Source organism: Gordonia rhizosphera NBRC 16068, assembly GCF_000298195.1.
Taxonomy (GTDB): Bacteria; Actinomycetota; Actinomycetes; order Mycobacteriales; family Mycobacteriaceae; genus Gordonia; species Gordonia rhizosphera.
This window is the reverse complement of the sequence record NZ_BAHC01000046.1, coordinates 62,250-82,829: the sequence shown is the minus strand read 5'-3', so window position 1 is coordinate 82,829 and position 20,580 is coordinate 62,250. Positions and strand designations below refer to the sequence as shown.

Here is a 20,580-nt window from a genome sequence, read left to right as displayed (position 1 = left end):
ATGACCGACAGCGAGAAACCGGGGAGTTCCGAGACCGGCGGCGACGAGCCACAGCACGGGGGAGACGGCGACCCGACCGCACGACTGCAGTCGCCGCCGACCGATGAGACCCCGCGCGCGTACTCGCAGAGCCCGCGCGTGCCGACCCGACAGTTCGACGAGACCCCGACGCCGGGCTACTACCCGATGTCCGACGGATTCGAACCGATCCCCACCGGGGCGCAGCCCGGCGTGGTCGCGTCGTCGCCGGCCAAGCGCAACACCGGCAAGATCATCGGCGCGATCGCCGCGCTCGCGGTGGTCCTGCTGGTGATCGGCGCGGTCGGCAGCGAACTCTATCTCCGCAGCAAGACCGAGAACTGTCTGGAGAGTGCGTTCAGCGACCTGACCGGGACCCAGACGACGGTGTCGCTGAGCCGGAAACCGATTCTGCTGCAGGGCTTCGGCAAGGACATCCCGTATGTGCAGGTCGACACGAAGGATCAGCCGGGCGAGATGCGCCTGCATGCGCGGGCCGAGAACATCACCGGTGACGGGGACTCCGCCACCATCGGTTCGCTCGTCGGTACCGGATACGTGCCGTTCGATCGTGTTGTGGCCATGAGCAACTCGTCCGGGGCCACCCAGACGGCGCCCGGCAACGGCACGGGCCAGGCCGGTGGCGGTCTGATGTCCGGTGCGAGCATCGAATCCATGAGCGGTGACGGTGCGGCCGGCACGATCGAGGTGAACTCGACGGTCCAGGTCGCCATCCTGCCCATCCCGGTCTCCACCACCCTCAAACCGGTCGTGCAGGACGGCCGCGTGCACTTCGAGGTGGTCAAGGCCAGCGCGTTCATCTTCGGCATCCCGGCGAACTTCGCCCAGCAGGTCGTCGACAGCGTCACCGGCTCGATGTTCGGCTCGTTCTTCGACGAGGTCACCGTCGAGAACCTCACCGTCACCGACCAGGGTGTCGACTTCGCCGTCGACGGCAGCGACGTCGCCCTCGCCGGCGGGCTCTCGGGCGGACCGGACGGTTGCTCGGTTTAGTCGACCCCACGTCGATCGTGCGCACCACACCCGTCGACCGTGCGCACCGCATCGTCGGTCGTGCGCACCGCATCGTCGGTCGTGCGCACCGCAGCGTCGATCGTGCGCACCGGAGCGGGATTCTGTGCACGCTCGATGCCGACGTGTGCACGCTCGACAGGCCTAAGCGTCGACCGTGCACGTGCGGGCGTTGATCGTGCGCGCCCGGCCCGTCGATCACGCACACTCGACGGAAATTCGTGCACGCTCGACGAGGTGGCATCCCTGGGCGCATCACTGCGACCTGCGGTGACGGGAGCGCGATCGCCGGGCCCGGTACGCTCGGTGATGTCCGATTCTTCCGGAGGAGAAAATGAGCGCCCTGTTCCTGATAGTGGTCGTCGTCCTGGTCGTCGTGGGCATCGTGATGGTGTCGCAGCAACGGTCGGGGGCCAGTGCGGCCCAATCCCTCGACGACGCGAAGGCCGACGCCCGGCAGGCGATCGAGCGGCTTGGTGGGCAGGTCTACATGCTGGTGGGCGACGGCCCGGCGTCCAAGCAGGCGCTGGCCGATGCCGGTGAGCGCTACACCGCAGCCGGTTCGCAGATCGAACAGGCCTCCTCACCCGCGCAGGCCCGGCTCGCCAAGCAGACTGCGATCGAGGGGCTGTACTACATCCGTGCCGCCCGCACCGCGATGAACATGGATCCGGGCCCCGCGATCCCCGAACTCGACGGGCAGAAGATCGCCGGGTCGGTGACCGAGGACCGCACCGTGGAGTTCGAGGGCCGGCAGGTGGAGGCGTCCCCGGTCCCGTCGTCGCGGACCCCCAACTACTATCCGGGCGGCCGGGTCGCCGGACGCCCGGTGCCGGCGGGCTGGTATTCCGAACCCTGGTGGAAGCCCGCGCTGGTCGCCGGCGCGTGGGGTATCGGATCGATGCTGCTGTTCTCGTCGCTCTTCGGTGGGATGCACGGCGTGCCGTATGACGCGAGTGCGTTCGAGAGCGGCGCCGGAGAGGGTGGCGACGTCGGGGCCCTCGACGCCGGCGACGGCGGGGGAGACTTCGGCGGCGACGCCGGTGGTGGCGACTTCGGTGGTGGTGACTCCGGCGGATTCTTCGACGGTGGCGGCGATTTCGGCGGCGGCGACTTCGGCGGGTTCGACTTCTGACCCACACAGGGCCGCGGAACCAGCTCCGCTAGTTGAACACGACGGTCTTACGGCCGTGCACCAGCACGCGGTCCTCGAGGTGCCACCGCAGCCCGCGCGACAGCACGACGGTCTCGATGTCGCGGCCCTGCCGGACCATGTCGGAGACCGTGTCACTGTGGTCGACGCGAACCACATCCTGTTCGATGATCGGGCCGGCGTCGAGTTCGGCGGTCACGTAGTGACACGTCGCGCCGATGAGCTTCACGCCGCGCGCGAACGCCTGGTGGTACGGCCGCGCCCCGACGAAGCTCGGCAGGAAGCTGTGGTGGATGTTGATGGCCCGGCCGGCCCATGCCTCGCAGAGCTGCGGCGGCAGGACCTGCATGAACCGCGCCAGCACGACCGCATCGGGTGCATGGCCGTCGACGATCCGCGCGACCTCGTCGAAGGCCTCCGGCTTGCGATCGGGTGTGAACGGCACGTGATGGAACGGGACCCCGAAACGCGTGACGAGACCCTCGAGATCACGGTGATTGCCGATCACCGCGTCCACCCTCGCCGGCAACTCGCCGCGGTAGGCCCGCCCCAGCAGGTCGACGAGGCAGTGTGACTCTTTGCTGACCAGCAGCACCACCGACTTCACCTGGCCCGTGTCGGTCAGCCGCCACTCCGTCTCCGGCCCGATCTCGGCGGCGACCTCGGTGGCGAACCGCGCGCGCATCTCGTCGACGCTCATCGCGACCGAACCCGCCCGCACCGTCTGGCGGGTGAAGAACCAGCCGGTCTCGTCGTCGGAGTGGTAGGCGGCCTCGGTGATCCAGCCGCCGATCTCGGCGAGGAAACCCGAGATACGCGCGACGATGCCGGTGCGGTCCGGGCAGCCCAACGTCAGGACGTACCGCCGCTCCGCATCGGCCGTCGCGGCTGGAGAACCGGTCGGTGTTGTCTCAGGCACTACCACGCATGACAGTGTGCCAAGCTCGTCTGTGTGATCACCACCGACCTCACCCGTCGCGATGTCGCGGCCCTCATCGACCACACGCTGCTCAAACCCGAGGCGACCCGCGCCGACGCCGAGGCGACCGTTGCGGAGGCGGCCGACCTGGGCGTTTACGCGGTCTGTCTGTCCCCGTCGATGCTGCCGATCAACACCGGCGCGCTGAAGACCTGCGTGGTGGCGGGCTTCCCGTCGGGTAAACATCACTCGCTGGTGAAGGCGTCGGAGGCCCGGCTGGCCGCCGAGAGTGGTGCCGACGAGATCGACATGGTCATCGACGTCGGCGCCGCGATCGCGGGGAACTTCGACGAGGTGTTCGCCGATGTGCTCATCGTTCGCGAGGCGATCGGCGATCAGGTCGTCCTGAAGGTCATCATCGAATCCGCGGCACTGCTGGAGTTCGCCGGACCCGACACCGTCTCGGAGGTCAGTCGCCGCGCCGCCCAGGCCGGCGCGACTTTCGTGAAGACCTCGACCGGATTCCACCCCAGCGGCGGCGCGAGTGTGGAGGCGGTCGCGCTGATGCGAGCGGCGGTGTCCGACCGGGTCGGCGTCAAGGCCAGCGGCGGCATCCGGACCGCCGAGTTCGCCGCCGACCTCATCGCCGCCGGCGCGACCCGACTGGGCCTGTCCGCCTCGCGCGCGGTGCTCGAAGGGTTCCCCGACTAGAACCGACTAGACGCGGGCCGCGGCGATCGCCGTGCGCACGTCCGCGGCGATCAGATCCGCATTGATCGCGGCGCCGGCCGACACGCCGGCGCCCATCGACACCGCGACCGTCGCGGAGAGATCGGCGACGTTGCCCGCGGCCCACACACCGGGCAGATCGGTGGCGCCCATCGGACCCGTCGGGATGTGCTGTCCGCCCATGGGATGATCGGCGAGTTCACCGCCGAGTCGTGTGAAGAGTTCCGAGCGGACGACGAACCGCGGTGCGACGAGCAGCGCGTCGCGCTCGACGGCCCGACCGTCGGCCAGCACGACCGATCGCAGCGTGTCCCCGACGATGCCGAGCCGTTCCACCCGCTCCTCGACGATGCGCACGCCCAGGGCCGAAAGCTGTTCGACCTGTTCGGGTTCCGGCGTCATGGTGTGGGTGAACAGGGTGATGTCGTCGCTGAGCCGGGCGAACATCAGCGTCTGATGGACCGACATGGCGCCGGTGCCGAGCACCCCGATCCGCTGCCCGCGGACCTCCCACCCGTGGCAGTACGGGCAGTGCAGGACCGACGATCCCCACAGGTCGGCCACCCCTGGGACGTCGGGCAGTTCGTCGACGAGGCCGGCGGCGAGCAGCAGTCGCCGCGCCGTCACGGTGTCCCCGTCGGCGAGGCGGAACGTGAAGCCGTCGCCATCGCGGGTGGCGTCGGCGACCTCGCCGGCACGGATCTCGACACCGTATCCGCGCGCCTCGTCGCGGCCCCGGGCGAGTAGCTCGGCCGGCGGGATGCCCTCGTGGCCGAGCACGTTGTGTGCGCCGGCGGCCGGGGCGTTGCGGGGCCGGCCGGCATCGACGACGAGGACCGACCGCAGTGAACGGCCCAACGCGACGGCGGCGCTCAGTCCGGCCGGTCCGCCGCCGACGATGACGACGTCGTAGTCGGTACTTCTCATGAGAGTTCCTCTCCGAGGGTTGTCGCGGGCCGTCGCGCGATCCAGGCGATCCGGCGGGCGTGCAGGGCGAGGTCGTCGCGACGGCGCAGCGACGTCGGGTCATCGTCGGACAGCAGGGCGTCGAGGGCGGCGCGTTCCGACGCGGTGAGCGACTCGGCCAGTCCTGACCGGGCGTGCGTCAGCCAGGCGACGGCATAGTCGGCGGTGCGTTCCGGCGTATCGGCCGGATCGGTGACGACGATGCGCGTCTCGACGAGTTCGAATCCGGCGGCGGTGATCGTCCCCGCCCAGTCCGGATGTGCGTTCCAGCCGCCGTCGGCCATCGCGGACCGCAGGCGCAACTCCATCTCGTGGCCGCCCGAGCCGGCGGCCAGGAACGTCGGCAACTCGTCGATCTCGACGGCGGCGAGGATCCCGCCGGGGCGCAGCGCACGGTAGACCGACCGCAACAGTGCGTCCGGGTCCGCGAAGTGATGCAACGTCGACGACGCCCACACGACATCGACGTCGGTCAGGCCCGACGGGAGGGCGGCGTCGAGGTCGGCGGTCGTGATGGTCACCCGATCGGCGAGTCCGGCGTCGGCGGCCGCCCCGGCGACGCGCGTCAGCAGGTCGGACGAGTTGTCGAGGGCCACCACGCGAGCGGTGGGAAAGCGACGCGCCAACGCCAGCGTGCCGGTGCCGGTCCCGGAACCCAGATCGACGATGGTGCGCGGCTCGACGATCCGCTCCGCGATCTGGTCGGGGATGTCGGTGAGGTATTCGCCGCACACCACGGCGTCGAGGTCGAGGACGGTGGCCATTACGTCGGGGTCGGGCTGATGGCCGGGGTGCTCATGCCCGTGGTGCTCATGCCCGTGGTGCTTGAGGTCCGGGTGCTGATGGCCATGGTGATGCTGTCCGGGGTGGCCGTGATCGGGGTGCATATCTGCGAAACTAGCGCTGATATGCGCTGTGCGCATACTCTCTTGCGTATGGAGCAAGAAATTGACGCAGTGGTCCGGCAGCGTATCCGCGGCCTGCGCCTGGCCAAGGGCTGGACTCTCGACGCGCTCGCTGCGCGCTGCTATCTCAGCCCGTCCACGTTGAGCCGGATCGAGACGGGGCACCGCCGGGTCGCCCTCGATCAGCTGGTGCCGATTGCCCGCGCGCTCGACACCTCCCTGGATCAGCTCGTCGAGGCGGCCGACGACGAGGACGTGGTCATCCGTCCCGAACCGCACGGCACACCTGGCCGGACGGTGTGGAAGTTGTCGCGTGACAGTGCGCCCGGCGGGGTGTCGGTGGCCAAGATGCGGATGACGCCGGAACCCACGGTGGGCCCCGACGACCTGCGCGTGCACCCGGGGCGGGAGTGGTTTCTCGTGCTGTCGGGCACGGTCCGGCTACGTCTCGGGGAGCGCGTCATCACCGTTCCCGCTGGTCAGGCCGCACAGTTCTCGACGATGGTCCCGCACGCCATCACGGCCGACGGCGGGCCCGCCGAGGTCATGTCGATCTTCGACCACAACGGTGAGCGCGCGCATCTGCGCGACGTCGCCATCAGCGACGTCACAGGTGGCGCAGCGGGTTTTGCCAGCTGACCGCCGGTATTCTGGAACCGATATGAGCGCGCATCCTTCCTTCAGCCGCCGCACGGTCCTCGCTGCCGCCGGCCTCGGCACCGTCGGTGTGGCCGTCGCCGCCTGCACACGCGACGACACAGCCGCCGATCAGGCCGCACCCAAGACGCCGACGGTTCGCGTCGTCTACACCCCTGCGCTCGACTCCGACGAGGCGCCCAACCCGACCGCGACGTTCTCCGTGAAGGCCGAAAACGGCCGGCTCAACCCCGACATCAAGCTGGTCAATCCCAACGGCAAGGTCGTCGCCGGCTCGATGTCCGACGACCAGCAGACCTTCACGGTCAGCGAACCGCTCGGCTACGGGGTGACCTACACCTGGAGCGGCAGTGCGACCGGGCTGGACCGACTGACCACGCCGGTCGAGGGATCGTTCACCACGTTGGCGCCGGATTCCCAGCTCAACGTCGTCGTCAACATCGGTGACGGTCAGGAGGTCGGGATCGCCGCGCCGATCATCCTCAAGTTCGACGGCACCGTCGAGGACAAAGAGGCGGCCGAGAAGGCGCTGTCGGTGACCACCGAACCCGCCACGGAGGGGGCGTGGGCGTGGCTCGGCGAGGACAACGGTTCCCGCGTGCACTGGCGGCCCAAGGAGTACTGGGCGCCGGGTACGAAGGTGCACATGGCCGCGAAGCTCTACGGTGTCGACCTCGGCGAAGGCGCGTATGGCGCAGCCGATGTGACCAGCGATTTCAGCATCGGCCGGTCCCAGGTGGTGCAGGCGGAGGCCTCGTCGCATCAGATCGTGGTGGTGCGCGACGGCGGGGTGCTGATGACCCTGCCGTGCAGCTACGGCGAAGGCGACCTCGACCGCAACGTGACACGTTCCGGGATTCACGTGGTCACCGAGAAGTACGAGGACTTCTACATGAGCAATCCCGCCGCCGGATATTTCAACGTGCGCGAACGTTGGGCGGTTCGCATCTCCAACAACGGTGAGTTCATCCACGCCAATCCGGAAACCGTTGGGGTACAGGGTTCGTCGAATGTGACCAACGGATGCATCAACCTGTCCCTGGAGAACGCACAGCGGTACTTCGCCACGGCCGTCTACGGCGACCCGGTCGAGGTCACCGGCACCCGGATCGCGTTGTCGGAAGCCGACGGCGACATCTTCGACTGGGCCTTCGACTGGTCGACCTGGAAGGGGATGTCGGCGATCAAGGGCGACCCGTCCCAGGTGACCGCTCCGGCGACACCGTCGGGTGCACCGACGTCGGCGGCTCCCGCCCCGGCGGGCTGAGTGCTACCCGGTCTTGATGTTGCGCCGGGCCGACGCCTGGTCGCGAGGCTTGAGCACGATCTGATCGAGGTTCACATGCGGTGGGCGTGAGGCGACGAATCCGATCACCTCGGCGACGTCTTCCGCGGATAGCGGATCGAGCCCCTGATAGACGGCGTCGGCACGCTCCTTGTCGCCTTCGAAACGGACGAGGGAGAAGTCGGTCTCCACCATGCCGGGCGCGATCTCGGTGAGGCGTACCGGTTTCCCGAGCAACTCGAACCGCAGCGTGCGGTGCAGCAGCGCCTGTGCATGTTTGGCGGAGGTGTACCCGGCGCCGTTGTCATAGGCCTCCATCGCCGCGATCGATGTGATCGTCACGATGAGGCCGTCACCGGAGGCGATCAGCGCGGGGATGAGCCCTTTGGTGATCCGCAACGTGCCCATCACGTTGGTCTCCCACATCCAGCGCCAGTCGTCGAGGTCCGCTTCGGCGACCGGGTCCAAACCCTTTGCCCCACCGGCATTGTTGACCAGCACGTGCACCCGGTCCAGACCTTCGAGGAACGCATCGACCGAGGCCTCGTCGGTCACGTCGAGCTGCCGTCCGGTGCCGCCGATCTCGGTTGCCAGCTCGTCGACCAGGTCGGTGCGGCGTGCGCCCAGGACCACGTGATAGCCCTGTGCGGCCAGCTGACGTGCGGTGGCGGCTCCGATACCCGAACTCGCGCCGGTGACCACCGCGACCTTCTGTTCCGCGGACCCTGCCTGTGCGGTGCTGCTGCTCATGCGATCAGCTTAGCTTCGCTAATGGTGCGTCTCGAAAATGGGCAACTCGTCTCCGGCGTTCGATCGACGCCTGGCCGCGTTGTCGTCGGTCACGATAGCGCCGCTATCGCTCCCTCCTCCGCCTTGCCAGATCGCCGATCGCTCCACCGGAGACGGGTCGCCTATTTCCGAGACACACCACTAGATTGGTTGCCATGTCGCCCTCCGGAGTCGTCCCCGCGGCCCTGCAGGTCGGCGCGCTACCGGCGGCCGCCGTGTTGCAGGCGGTGCGCGTCAACGGCCCGGTCACCCGGGATCATCTCGCGGCGGCGACGACGCTGTCGCCGGCGACCATCAACCGGCAGGTGACCAACCTGTGCGGCCTGGGCCTCGTCGTCGAGCGACCCGAACTGGTCGACCCGGGCGGCATCGGACGGCCCAAGAATCCGCTCACCCTCGACCGCGACCACCTCTGCGTGGCCGGCATGCACATCGGAGCGCGGCGCACCCTGCTCGCCATCGCCGATCTCGGCGGCCGGACGCTCTACAGTCACGCGGTCCGCACCCCACGCGATGCCGCCGAGGTCGGTGACTTGTGCATCCAACTGCGCGACCTCGCTGCACGTTTCAGCGGGCGGCGGCTGCTGTGGGGAGGTGTCGCGGCGGGTGGTGCGGTCGACGCGTCGTCGGGCGTCGTCGATCATCCGGTGCTGGGATGGCGGCGGGTGGCGGTCGGTCCGATGCTCGCCGACGCGCTCGGCGTGCCGGTCTCGGTGTGCGAGCACGTGCAGGCCATGGCCGCGGCCGAATTGCTGTTGACCTATCCGCGCGAGTTCGAGGGCACCGGATTGTTCTTCTACGCCCGCGAGACGGTCGGCATGGCGATGACGATCGACGGCAAGGTCCACATGCCGCTGCACGGGGCGGGGTCGATCGCGCATCTCCCCGTCGACGCTCCGGTGCTCGTACCCGGAGGGCGGGCACGCCTGCAACAGGTGATCGGCGGCCGTGTCGATCGTGAGGCGGCAGAACGGCTCGGTGTCGCGGCCGGCGCGTCGGTCATCGTTGACGAGCGAGCCGACGTGCTCGGCACGGTTGTCGCGATGATGAGAGACGTGATCAACCCGGATGCGGTGGTCGTCGCCGGAGACGCCTTCGCAGCGCATCCCGACGGCCTGGCCCCCGTGCAGGCGGCCTTCGACGCTGCCACGACCACATCCCGGACTCTCGAGATCTCCCCGTCCCGCTTCGGAATTCGCGTTCAGGAGAGTGCTGCCGTCGTCGTCGCGCTCAGCGTGATCTACGCCGACCCGGTGGCGGCGACGAGCACGGGCTGAGTGGCTCGTCACGTCTCATGTGACTGTTTGGGGACACATCCCCTACGGTGGGGCCATGATCCCACCACCACGCGATGTGTCCGCCACTCTCGAGGTGTATGTGTCCGCACCCACCGAACTGGAAATGCAGATTGCGGTGGCGAAACTGCCCGGGCTGACGGTGACCGAGGAACTCGCCGTGACGGTAGACGGCCGGTCCCTGTGGCCGGAGGAGATCGTGGGCGAGCACGGTAGCCGCATCCATCGACTCCGGGTCGAGTCGGGTCTCGTGGTCATCGACTACTCCGCCCACATCGAGACGCCGGCCTATCCTATCCCCGTGTTGACCACTGACCACTCGATCTACCTGCGCCCCAGCCGATATGCCGAATGCGACAAGTTCTTCGGATTCGTCGCGGGGCAGTTCGACATCGACGAGTCGCCGGGAGTCCTGATCGCGCAGGTGGCCGATTTCGTCGCACAGCGACTGAGCTACATCCCGGGTGCCAGTGACCCGATCGACGGAGCCGCCGACACGCTGCTGGCCGGTGCCGGGGTGTGCCGCGACTACGCACACCTCGCCGTCGCGCTGCTGCGGGCGTTGAACATCCCTGCCCGCCTCGTCGCGGTGTACGCGCCCGGCTGTGACCCCATGGACTTCCATGCCGTCGCCGAGGCGATCATCGACGGCGAGTGGGTCGCGATCGATGCCACCGGGCTCGCCCCGCGCCAGACCCTGGTGCGGATCTCCACCGGCCGCGACGCCGCCGACACCGCCTTCCTCGACAACCACCGCGGGTTGATCAACCTCAATTACTACAAGGTCACCGCGTTCGTCGACGGCGACTTGCCGATCGACACCGGCGCGGAACGTATTCGTCTGGGTTGATGTTCCCAACCGGCCATGCGCGGTCAGCGTGAGGCCAGCCAGCCCTGCCGTGCCGCGACCACAAACTCGAGTACGCCGGCGACGTCGTGGGTGTCGGTGATCCGGAAACCGGCGACGGTGTCACCGTCGCCGACCTTGATTCCGATGTCCCCGTTCGCCGTTCGCAGGTGGGCGAAGGCCTTCTCGTCGGTGACGTCGTCGCCGAGATAGATGACCGCGTCCGCGGCGAACCGTTCACGCATCAGATCGAGGGCATGGCCCTTGCTGGTCTCGATCACGGCGAGCTCGATGACCTCCTTGCCCTCGGTCACCTGCACGCCCGGCCATGTCGCCGGGCCCGACCGGGTGCGCTCGAGGGCGGCGTCGGCGTCCGCGCGCGCGGCGTTGCGCACGTGGATGACGGTGCTCGCCGGTTTGGTCTCGACCATCGATCCCTGGTAATCGGCTGCGATGGAACGGAGTTCGGCGATCAACCGCTCGAGGAGCGATCGATGTTCGTCGGTGATCTCGGCGACGAAGCCGGTGTCGAACTCGCTGCCGTGGCTGCCGATGAGGTGCACCGGCGGGGTCAGACCCGACAACTGGGCGAGCACCGCGAGTTCGCGTCCCGACACCACCGCTGTGACGGTGTCGGGCAGTCCGGCCGCGGCCACGATTGCCGTGATCGAGGCCGGGTTCGGTACGGCGTCCTCGGGTCGTGACACCAGGGGCGAGATGCAGCCATCGTAATCCGACGACAGCAGCAGACGCGGGACACGTGCCGCGACGTCGAGTGCTCCGGCCAGGTCGGAGGGGATTCCGTTGTGGCTCACGCGTCTGGGCCGTCGGTCGGCTGCTCGTTGCTTTCGACGAGGTGGACGCCGCGGTTGGCGTCGGAGGCGGTCTCCGTCGTGGCCGCCAAGGTTCCCAGGAAGCTCTGCGCCCACTTGGTGACGTCGTGGGTCAGGACCTGACGCCGCAGAGCACGCATCCGGCGGCGGCCCTCGTGCGCATTCTGATGCACCGCCTCCTCGATCGCATCCTTGACGCCCTCGAGGTCGTACGGATTGGCCTGGTAAGCGCTGCGCAGTTCCGCTGCGGCGCCGGTGAACTCGCTGAGCACCAATGCGCCGCCGAGGTCACTGCGGCACGCGACGTACTCTTTCGCGACCAGATTCATCCCGTCGCGCATCGGGGTCACGAGCATGACGTCGGCGGCGACGAAGAAGGCGATCAGGTCGTCGCGCGGGATGGGGCGGTGCAGGTACTCCACGACGGGCTGACCGACGCTGCTGTAGGACCCGTTGATGTTGCCGACGAGTTGTTCGATGCCGGCACGCATCTTGACGTAGGAGTCCACGCGTTCGCGGCTCGGGGTGGCCAGCTGCACCATCACGGTCTCCGCGGGATCGATCCGCTTCTCCGCCAGCAACTCCGACACGGCCTTGAGTCGGACGTCGATGCCCTTGGTGTAGTCGAGGCGATCCACACCGAGCAGGATCGTCTTCGGGTTGCCGAGTTCCTTGCGGATCTCAGCGGCACGTTTGCGGACCTCCTTGGACCGGGCCTTGCGGTCGAGTTCGCCGGAATCGATCGAGATCGGGAACGCGCCGACCCGCACCGTCCGGAAGCCGACCTGCACCACGCCGAAGCGGGAACGCACACCCACGGTGCCCTTGCTCGTGGCCTGCCCGGCGAGTCGCCGTGCCAGGTAGAGGAAGTTCTGCGCTCCGCCGGGTAGATGGAAGCCGATGAGGTCGGCGCCGAGCAGACCCTCGACGATCTCGGTTCGCCATGGGTTCTGCATGAACAGCTCGACCGGTGGGAACGGGATGTGCAGAAAGAACCCGATCTTGAGATCGGGCCGCAGCATGCGCAGCATCTTGGGGACGAGCTGCAGCTGATAGTCCTGCACCCACACCGTGGCTCCGGGCCCGGCGGCCTTCGCGGCCGCCTCGGCGAAGCGGCGGTTCACCTCGACGTAGGTGTTCCACCATTCGCGGTGATACTCGGGTTTGACGATGACGTCGTGATAGAGCGGCCACAGCGTCGCGTTGGAGAAACCCTCGTAGTACTCGGCGATCTCCTGGGCCGACAGCGGCACCGCGTGGATCTCTACTCCGGGTATGTCGGGGTTGTCGTCGGAGTCGGCGATACCCGACCAGCCGACCCAGGCCCCCGTCTGCTGGCGGAGGATCGGCTCGAGTGCGGTGACCAGGCCGCCCGGGCTGCGCTTCCAGTGCACAGATCCGTCGGGCAGCACCTCCTTGTCGACCGGCAGCCGGTTCGCGACGACGACGAACTGTGCGTCACCGGAGATGTGGTTGGCGGTTGACCCGCCGTTCGGAACCTCTGCGGAATCCGCCATTAGTGCCTAGGCGTTTTCGCCCGGTGCGATCCCCAGCATGGACAGCAGCATCCGGCATTCGTCGGCGTCGGTGGCGTAGGCGGCGACGACACGACGCGCCGAACTGGCGGTCTCGTCGGCGACTGGTTCCAGCTCGTCGTCGGTGATGTCGGTGGTCTTCGCAGGCATTTCGTCCTCATGATCGCGTCGTGCTCGGGGTGCGGCGACCGGTGCGGCAGCCGCGTGTGCGCAGGCCGTGGCGTGCGCGACACCTGATTCTACCCGGTCGGTCGCGATGCTCGGATCAGGTCGGTGGTTGCCGTCGCCGTGGGAGGTGTGGACGTACGTTGACTCGGTCGGGGCGGAGCACCGTCATCCACCTCGGCCGGACCGACAGCTGCGGCCGACGCAACGACCGTGCGATGAACTCGCCGAGGGTCACGCCGGCGGCCAGCGAAACGCCGATGGCGAAGGCGTTGGTCATCCAGGTGATGCCCACGACGGTCTGCTCGTTGAGCAGCCCGTAGAGGCCGCGGTAGACGGCCAGACCAGGGAGCAGCGGGGTGATACCCGCTACCGCGACGACCAGAGGCGGGGTCAGTGCGCGACGTGCCAGCAGACCGCCCACGAGACCGACGACGGCTGCCGCGACACCGTAGGCGACGACATCGCCGACCGTGAACAGGGTGAATGCAGCAACGATCGCCGCACCGATCGCCCCGGCCATGAACGCGACCGGGAGGGCGCGTCGCTCGGCATAGCTGGCCAGCGCGAACGCTGCCGAGGCGACGGCGCCGGACAACATCTGGATCGGCACGTCGACGGCCGCGAAGGCGGTGTTGGCGGTGAAGGTCGGCAGGTAGATACCGCCCTCCTCGAGGAGCTTGATAGCGATGCCGACGCCCGCGATCAGGCCGCCGGTCATCAGCACGAGTTCGAAGAAGCGAGCCACACCGGTGATCGGGGCCCCGGTGATCGCGTCCTGGACCGAACCGACCAATGACAAACCCGACAGCAGGACCACGATCCCGGCCGCGATGACCAGGGACGGCGAGAGCTCGACGGGGAGGCGGTCGATGAGGCCGAAGGTGACGGCGGCCGGAACCACCGCGATGAAGCCGCCGGTGAGCTGCTGGAAGAACACCGGCGTACCGAGCCGGTTCAACCGCCGGTTGACCACGACGATGACAACCGTGGTGACAAACGCGAGCACCGCGGCCAGCCCGCCACCGCCCAGCAGCACGGCGATGCCGGCCGCCATCATTCCCCACGAGCCGTTCGCGACCCAGTGCGGGTAGGGATGCGGCGCGTTGATGATCGCGTCAACCCGCCGATGGGCATTCCCGGGCGTGATGGCCATGTTGCGGATGCCGCGCACGAGACGGTCGATCTGTGCGAGCCGGGTGAAGTCCAGCGAGCGGTAGTAGACCTGCTCCATGGTCGTGATCGGCGGAAGGGTCGCGCCGCGACGTGCACTCACGATGATGGTGTTGTACGTGACATCGACCTCGACGTCTTCGAGGCCGTAGATGGCCGCCACGAACTCGATCTGTCGTTGGGTGTCGATCGCCGCAGTGCCCGAATCCAGCAGCACTGCACCGATTTTCGCCGCGAGGTCCAGAACCTCGGTGATCGCCGCGACGTCGAACCGGTCGATCGGTTTACGGGGCGCCACCATGATGCTGCCCGGCTCGATGGTGTCGATCGTCGCCTGACGGTCACCGATCAGGCGGACTGGGTTCAAGAACCCCAACGCGCGGCCGATATACTCGCGCACGCAGGCCTCCTTAGCTCAGTGGTAGAGCACTCGCCTTGTAAGCGAGCGGTCGTCAGTTCAATCCTGACAGGGGGCTCCACACGGATTGTCGGGTTGAGACCGACGGCGGCTCGTCGCGCACGGTCAGACGACGCGGCGACTGCGCCGATCACGAGATCCCGGGCCCGGGTGGGCCGACCCGGCACCGAGTGTAGCCATCGGCCGCCTGCGGCCCCTCCCACCCGGAACCCACGATGCGACGTCGGTCACTTGGACGCGAATGTTGCGGGCCCATCGGTCTACATTGGCAGCGCCAGCATTTCATCACGACTCTCGCGCCGTGGTGTGCGGGGGGAAGGCAGAAACAAATGAGTCGGGGGATTCTTGTGGACCGCGCATGCGGTCCGATCGACGCGGCGGCCGGTACGGCAGCGCCGCAAACCAACACGCGATTCGGCCGTCGCGGCCTGGTCGGGGCCGGGTTGGCCGGTGTGGCGATGGCCGGGGCACTGGCGATGACGGCGCCGTCGGCGTCGGCCGGGGTGCAGGCCGTCAATCCATTGGCCGCATCTGTGATCCAGGTCGAGAACGTCGCGCGGACCGTGGGCGCGCCCTTCGTGGCGCCGGTCGCCGGGTCCGCGCCGATGGTCGCGTCACCAATCGCCGCGCTGCCCGGTGCCGACTTCGGTCGGCACACCGTGGCGACTCCGCAGCAGATCGGGACGTCGACTGCGGTCGGTGCCGGTATCGGTGCGGTGGTCGGTTTCGGAGTGGGCCTCCTGGCGGGACCGGTTCTTGCGCCGGTCGTGGCACCGGCGACGGCGGTCGTGTGTGGTGCCCTGCTTGCTGCTCCGGGGGTGGGACCGGGGCTCAGCGCGGCCTGTGGCCTAGCCATCCCGCTGACCGTGGCAACCGGCGGGGCGCTGGTTCTCGTGGGCGCTCCGTTGGTCGGTGCTGCGGTCGGTGCCGGAATCGGTGCTGCCATCGGCGCCGGCATCGGGTCGACCTATGCGTCGCAGCAGGTTCCGCTCGCCGCGCCGCTGCCCGAGACGCCCGTCGCCGCGCCCGCGGTCGAGACGCCGGTGTGGACGCCGCCGGTGATCCCGGCACCCGTGATCCCGGAGCCGGTGATGGCCGCGGCCCAGCCGACGATCGACAACATCGCGCGCGCCGTCGATCGCGCCGTGGAGACCAGTCCGGAGTTGGGTCGGGCGAACGACCTGATCCGTTCCGTGCTGCCCGGGATGTGATCTGAACCGAGGTGAACCGATCGGGGTCGCGTGGGATACCGTCCCGCGCGGCCCCGATCGCCTACCGTGGGTGACTGCAGTCAAACACCACGACACTCGCGCCGCGGTGCGGGGGAAGGCGGTCCGAAATCATGGGTCGTGCAATCGAAGACGTGACGGGGCGACGTCGGCGGGGCGTCGTCGTACGTCGGCTGGCGGTGGCCGGTGTGGCCGGGGCGGCGATGGCGGGCGCGGTGGCCTTCGCGTCGGCGCCGGCGAGTGCGGCACAACTGCCGACGATCGAACCGACCGTGGAGAACGCAGCGCCCACGCTGGACAACATCAAGTTGGGCATCGACCGGGCGATGGTCACCAACCCGGAACTGGTGCCGCTGGGGGAGTTCGCCCTGTCGTTGTTCCCCGAGTACTGATCGTCCGAACCCACGCGCACCTCTCCTGCGCACGCGCAGTCTCGACGTACGCACGAGCGGGACGGGTGCGCGTTCGTGTTCTGGTGGCGCGGTGGGGTGACGCGGCGCCGGCTCAGCCGCACTCGTCGGGCACGTCGGCGTGGGGCAGGTAGGTCGCGCGCTGCGATGCGGTGAGTTTCGGCGTGGTGTCGCAGATCCACCTGTTCGCGGTGGCGAGGTCGGTGGTCTGCAGGTGGATGCTGCCGGTGATGTCGCCGCCGGTCATGATCGTGGCGTCGTCGGACATGTGCGGCGGTAGTCGCCACGTCGTGGTGGTGTCGGTGGTGGTCACCAACGGCACGATCGCCTGCTCGTCACCGAGGTGTCCCGACGGATCGAGCGCATACGTCGTCAGATGATGCGTCGCGGTCCCGACGACGAGCCGGTGCAGTGACAGCGACAGCGTCACCGCGTGGGTATTGGCCAACCGGTCGACCAGGATTGCGCGGTCGCCCGAGACATCCCAGGTGGTCAGGTCGCGGGCCGCGACGATCAGGGTGCGGCCGTTCGGTGCGAACACCGCTCGTGTGGCCGGACTCGAGTCGGTGATGACCGCCGACGGTTCGGTCCCGGCGGTGAGGTCGTAGAGGTAGGTTCGCTTGTCGTCGGAGGTGACGACCAGCCGGGAACCGTCGGGACTGAACGCGACGCTGCGGACGAGGTCGCCGGGCCCGGCCAGCGGCGCACCGATCCGGGACGGCCGGCGTGGGTCGGTCGTGTCCCATAACTGCACCGTCGTGTCGGTGGCCCCGACGGCGAGGATGTCGGCGTGCGGTGCATATGCGATCGCGTTCGTGTAGCGCGTCTGCACCGACAGCTGCGCGGTCAGCGTCGGCGCGTCCGGGTCACCGATGTTCCACAGCTGCACGCGGCCGCCGTTGTTGTTGGCCGTCGCGGCCTGGGTGCCGGAGGCGTTCACGGTCACCGACGGGTGGTCGTTGACGCGCCTTTCGATGGGCGTGCGGGCGTGCTGGGTCCACCCGTCTGGTCCATCGGTCCAGATGTTGAGCGTGGTGTCGGTGCCGACCGTGGTCAGTACGCGACCGTCGGCGCTGTTGGCCAGCCCGGTGACGGTGCCGCCCCGGTCGGGCATCACGCTCGACGGCAGATGCCACAGGTCGATCGTCCCGTCCGATCTGCCGACCACCAGTCGGCCGCCGTCGGGGGCGAACGCCGTCGAGAACGCGCGCACCGACCCTTGTTCGGGCGCCTGCGCGCTCGACGACTGGAGTGTCCACTGGGTCGCCGGCATGGCCTGGTTGACGGTGTTCCACACCATCACCGCGCCGTCCGAGCGGGCCGAGGCCACCTGATCGCCGGCCGGTCCGTAGGTGATCGACCACGATCCGCCCGTCACGCCGGGCAGCGATGCCGTGATCGGGGCCGGGTGTGCCGGGTCGGTGACGTTCCACAGCTGGGCGTTGGCGCTGTCCCCGGTCACCGCCAGCGAGCGGCTGTCGGGGCTGAATCCGACCGAATGGGTGATGCTGGGGAAGCCGGTGATCGGCGGGCCGGCCGGCACCGGGTGGTCGCCGTCGACGGTGTCCCACAACCGCACCACCTGGTCGTCGCCTCCGGTGGCGAGCAGCCGACCGTCGTCGCTGTAGGACAGCGTCCGTGCGGCACCGCGGTGTGCGGCGAGCACGGTGGTCTCGCGCAGCGATCCGTCGTCGCCGACGGCGTAGATCGTCACCGACCCGTCATCCGACGACGCGGCCAGATGTCGTCCGTCGGGGGAGAACCGCACCAGGTAGACGGTTCCATGGCCGGGGGTGACCACTGTCTGCTGATGCGGTGTCGCGGGCGTGCGGATGTCCCAGATCCGCACGGTCCCGTCGCCGCTGCCGGTGGCCAGGAACCCTCGCGTGGAGTGGAAGGCGGTCGAGGTCAGGTAGTTGCCGTAGCCGGACAGCGTCGCCACCGACCGGAACGAGTCGTCGTCGGTGCGTTCCCAGAGCCGGGCCGTGCGGTCGCCGCTGGCCGAGGCGAAGTACTTGCCGCTGCTGTCGAAGCTCACGTCGTAGACGGGGCCGCTGTGGCCGATCAGCGGCCGGGACAGCGGACTCGTCGCGGCGCCGAGGACCCGCTGGTCCACCGTCGGATCGTCGGGGTAGAGGTCCTGGGCGACGAGCAGCAGTCGGGCCGCGAGGGAGGGGTGGGTCTGTTGCAGGCTGTCGATGTGCGAGAGCAGCGCCGCGCGTTCGGCGCTGTTACGTTGCCGGGTGAGGTCCTGGGCCTGGGTGACGGCGAAGGCGGCGGTGATCGTGGACACCACGGCGAGGACGACGACGACTGCGATCGAGGCCACCCGCACGATGCGTCGTCGACGTTGCTGGACGACCGCGGCGTCGATGAACTCCTCGTTCTCGGCCGACAGTAGGTGCTGGTAGTTGCGCTGCAGCGCGGCCCGGTACTGCCGGGCGGTGTCGACCCGCGATCCGGTGTACAGGAAGGACCGGCTGTGCCCGGCCTCGGCCCACGCGGCCGTGTCGGCGTCGAGTTGCTGGCGCCAGAGGTGGATACCGGAATCGCCGGCGATCCAGTCCGCGAGCCTCGGCCAGGAGGTGAGGACGACGTCGTGGACGAGCATCACCGAGTCCGAGGTCACGATCAGCAGCCGGGCCTGGGCGAACACGTCGATGACACGCGACACGCGCGGTCCGAACCGGTCGGCGATGGTGTCGGTGTGCAGTGGGACGCGCAGGGCGATCCCGCCGGGGGCGACATGCACGAGGGCGAGCAGCAGGGCACGCGCGAGGGTGTGGTCCTCGCGGTCGACGGCCGACCAGGCGGCCTCGGCGGTGTCGGCCACGGCCCGCGCGATGCCGCCGGTGGCACGGTACCCCGAGATCGTCATCCGGTTGCCCGATCGTCGCGCCCAGGTGGCCGCGAGCACGTGCGCGAGGAGCGGGAGGCGGCCGGCGCGGTCGCCGACAGTCGATGCGGCGTGCAGGTCGGCGATCATCACGTCGGCCAACCCGGACTCGATCCGTCCACCGGCCAGCCGGACCGGGCCGGTGATGACCTCGCGGAGCTGGGCGCCGGTCATCTCGGGGACGATGACGCATCGCGACTGCCAGGCCTGCGCCAGGACCGCGAACTCGACGCACTGGCCGAAGAAGTCGGCGCGCACGCCCAGCACGACGACCGAGTCGTGGGCCAGGGACTCGACCTCGCGAATGGCGTCGACGACGGCGTCGTCGGGCAGCGCGAACACGCTCTCGAACTGGTCGAGGACGATGACGTCGGGGCACGTCGGGTCTGCGGCGTTGTCTGCGGCGGCGTTGTCGGTGGTGGCGGTGCCGGTGGGCGCGTCGGCGATGGGGGAGTCGGCGATGCGCACACCCGCAGCGGTGATCCGGGCGCGTCGCGGCGTCGGAAGCCGCCGGTCGCGCGCGAGTCCGGCGTCGAGCAGCGACGACTTGCCCGATCCCGAGACGCCGGTGACGACGATCAGCCGCGGTCCGGACGGGGCCGCGGCGGTGTCGAGGATGGTGTCGACGAGCGTCGCGATGAGATCGTCGCGACCGAAGAACACGTCGCTGTCTGCGGCGGTCAGGCTGGACAGACCCGCGTAGGGGCGGGTGACCCCGGCCGTCGGGGTCGACGGCGCGGTCTCGTAGGCGGTCGGTTCGGTCAGACGCTGATCCCACAGATCCTTCCACTGCGGCATCGTCAGGACATGTTCCTGACCCGACGAGACCGCGCGGGAGGTGAGCCATACCAGCAGCGGCTCGACGGTCCCGAAGTCGCGCGGCAGATGGCGCCCGTTGCGCCAGTCACTGATTCGCTGCGCCGACACCGTCGACCGCGCCGCGGCCGCGCGCAGCGTCGGACGCCCGGCCTGCACGAACAGCCGGGCCAACGCCTCACCGAAATCCACTGTCAATCCCCGAAGCCCCCCGACCGACACAATCGTCACCCATGATGCGACGAACGTGCGCGTCGTTGCCAATCTACGTGGCCGCCGCCACCGCAAGGTGGTCCATCCGAATGACACCCGGTCCGGTTCGCGTCTGTCCGGACAGATCCGGTGTCCGGTCCGGAATGTGCGATCTGACCCTGATCAGCGCGTTTGGTCGCATATCCGGAGCGCGGCTGGACCCGGGCCCGCGCGAGGGGTGGACTGGTGGCAACGCGTGAGACCGCCATCGAACGCGTGGGCTGGGGCCGTTGCACGACATGCGGTGATGCGATCGCA

At 69.0% G+C, this 20,580-nt stretch carries 18 protein-coding genes and 1 tRNA gene; 10 read left to right on the top strand and 9 right to left on the bottom strand.

Features of this window, described 5'->3' with window-relative positions; translation table 11 throughout:
• Both GORHZ_RS04290 and GORHZ_RS04285 read left to right on the top strand, forming a co-directional pair.
• Positions 1-1,032, top strand: a complete 1,032-nt coding sequence (locus GORHZ_RS04290) for an LmeA family phospholipid-binding protein (protein WP_006330686.1) — start codon at positions 1-3, stop codon at positions 1,030-1,032.
• A 352-nt stretch (positions 1,033-1,384) separates the two neighbouring features.
• Positions 1,385-2,185 carry a hypothetical protein gene (locus GORHZ_RS04285; RefSeq protein ID WP_006330684.1) on the top strand — a complete coding sequence of 267 codons (801 nt, stop codon included), beginning with the start codon at positions 1,385-1,387 and terminating at the stop codon, positions 2,183-2,185.
• A 28-nt stretch (positions 2,186-2,213) separates the two neighbouring features.
• Here GORHZ_RS04285 and purU read toward each other — a convergent pair whose 3' ends face one another.
• On the bottom strand, positions 2,214-3,122 hold the full coding sequence (gene purU, locus GORHZ_RS04280; RefSeq protein WP_040530129.1) for a formyltetrahydrofolate deformylase: 909 nt from the start codon (positions 3,120-3,122) through the stop codon (positions 2,214-2,216).
• Between the two features lie 33 nt (positions 3,123-3,155).
• Here purU and deoC point away from each other — a divergent pair, with 33 nt between their 5' ends.
• Entirely contained in the window at positions 3,156-3,833 is a 678-nt protein-coding gene (gene deoC, locus GORHZ_RS04275; RefSeq protein WP_006330681.1) for a deoxyribose-phosphate aldolase, read from the top strand.
• Positions 3,834-3,839: 6 nt separating this feature from the next.
• Here deoC and GORHZ_RS04270 read toward each other — a convergent pair whose 3' ends face one another.
• On the bottom strand, positions 3,840-4,778 hold the full coding sequence (locus GORHZ_RS04270) for an NAD(P)/FAD-dependent oxidoreductase (RefSeq protein ID WP_006330680.1): 939 nt from the start codon (positions 4,776-4,778) through the stop codon (positions 3,840-3,842).
• On the bottom strand, positions 4,775-5,740 hold the full coding sequence (locus GORHZ_RS04265; protein WP_083877180.1) for a class I SAM-dependent methyltransferase: 966 nt from the start codon (positions 5,738-5,740) through the stop codon (positions 4,775-4,777). The genes GORHZ_RS04270 and GORHZ_RS04265 overlap by 4 nt, the downstream gene beginning before the upstream one ends.
• A 12-nt stretch (positions 5,741-5,752) precedes the next feature.
• On the opposite strand from GORHZ_RS04265, the gene GORHZ_RS04260 reads away from it, so the two are divergent.
• Both GORHZ_RS04260 and GORHZ_RS04255 read left to right on the top strand, forming a co-directional pair.
• Positions 5,753-6,361: a helix-turn-helix domain-containing protein gene (locus tag GORHZ_RS04260; RefSeq protein ID WP_040530173.1), complete on the top strand. Its 609-nt coding sequence runs from the start codon at positions 5,753-5,755 to the stop codon at positions 6,359-6,361.
• A 22-nt stretch (positions 6,362-6,383) separates the two neighbouring features.
• On the top strand, positions 6,384-7,646 hold the full coding sequence (locus GORHZ_RS04255) for a L,D-transpeptidase (RefSeq protein ID WP_006330677.1): 1,263 nt from the start codon (positions 6,384-6,386) through the stop codon (positions 7,644-7,646).
• A gap of 3 nt (positions 7,647-7,649) precedes the next feature.
• On the opposite strand, the gene GORHZ_RS04250 is transcribed toward GORHZ_RS04255, so the two are convergent.
• Entirely contained in the window at positions 7,650-8,414 is a 765-nt protein-coding gene (locus tag GORHZ_RS04250) for an SDR family NAD(P)-dependent oxidoreductase (RefSeq protein WP_006330676.1), read from the bottom strand.
• A gap of 194 nt (positions 8,415-8,608) precedes the next feature.
• Here GORHZ_RS04250 and GORHZ_RS04245 point away from each other — a divergent pair, with 194 nt between their 5' ends.
• Complete coding sequence (locus tag GORHZ_RS04245; RefSeq protein WP_006330674.1) at positions 8,609-9,730, top strand: ROK family transcriptional regulator; 1,122 nt, start codon at positions 8,609-8,611, stop codon at positions 9,728-9,730.
• A gap of 55 nt (positions 9,731-9,785) precedes the next feature.
• Positions 9,786-10,598: a transglutaminase-like domain-containing protein gene (locus GORHZ_RS04240; RefSeq protein ID WP_040530126.1), complete on the top strand. Its 813-nt coding sequence runs from the start codon at positions 9,786-9,788 to the stop codon at positions 10,596-10,598.
• 23 nt (positions 10,599-10,621) lie between these two features.
• Here the strand turns inward: GORHZ_RS04240 and otsB are convergent, their stop codons facing one another.
• The 4 genes from otsB to GORHZ_RS04225 form a co-directional block, all read right to left on the bottom strand.
• The gene (gene otsB, locus GORHZ_RS04235; protein ID WP_006330672.1) at positions 10,622-11,410 is read right to left on the bottom strand and encodes a trehalose-phosphatase; all 789 of its coding nucleotides are present in this window, start codon (positions 11,408-11,410) and stop codon (positions 10,622-10,624) included.
• On the bottom strand, positions 11,407-12,945 hold the full coding sequence (locus GORHZ_RS04230; protein WP_006330671.1) for an alpha,alpha-trehalose-phosphate synthase (UDP-forming): 1,539 nt from the start codon (positions 12,943-12,945) through the stop codon (positions 11,407-11,409). The genes otsB and GORHZ_RS04230 overlap by 4 nt, the downstream gene beginning before the upstream one ends.
• A gap of 6 nt (positions 12,946-12,951) precedes the next feature.
• Positions 12,952-13,113, bottom strand: a complete 162-nt coding sequence (locus tag GORHZ_RS31205) for a hypothetical protein (RefSeq protein ID WP_006330670.1) — start codon at positions 13,111-13,113, stop codon at positions 12,952-12,954.
• Between the two features lie 115 nt (positions 13,114-13,228).
• Positions 13,229-14,701, bottom strand: coding sequence for a threonine/serine exporter family protein (locus tag GORHZ_RS04225; protein WP_006330661.1), 1,473 nt, complete (start codon positions 14,699-14,701; stop codon positions 13,229-13,231).
• A gap of 4 nt (positions 14,702-14,705) precedes the next feature.
• Here GORHZ_RS04225 and GORHZ_RS04220 point away from each other — a divergent pair.
• The 3 genes from GORHZ_RS04220 (at position 14,706) to GORHZ_RS30525 (ending at position 16,340) form a co-directional block, all read left to right on the top strand.
• Positions 14,706-14,780, top strand: a tRNA-Thr gene (locus GORHZ_RS04220).
• A gap of 268 nt (positions 14,781-15,048) precedes the next feature.
• Positions 15,049-15,930: a hypothetical protein gene (locus GORHZ_RS04215; RefSeq protein ID WP_006330660.1), complete on the top strand. Its 882-nt coding sequence runs from the start codon at positions 15,049-15,051 to the stop codon at positions 15,928-15,930.
• A 131-nt stretch (positions 15,931-16,061) separates the two neighbouring features.
• Complete coding sequence (locus tag GORHZ_RS30525) at positions 16,062-16,340, top strand: hypothetical protein (protein ID WP_006330659.1); 279 nt, start codon at positions 16,062-16,064, stop codon at positions 16,338-16,340.
• A gap of 112 nt (positions 16,341-16,452) precedes the next feature.
• Here the strand turns inward: GORHZ_RS30525 and GORHZ_RS04205 are convergent, their stop codons facing one another.
• A complete protein-coding gene (locus GORHZ_RS04205) occupies positions 16,453-20,262 on the bottom strand; it encodes an NACHT and WD repeat domain-containing protein (RefSeq protein ID WP_040530120.1) in 3,810 nt (1,269 codons plus the stop codon).
• Positions 20,263-20,580: the final 318 nt, after the last annotated feature.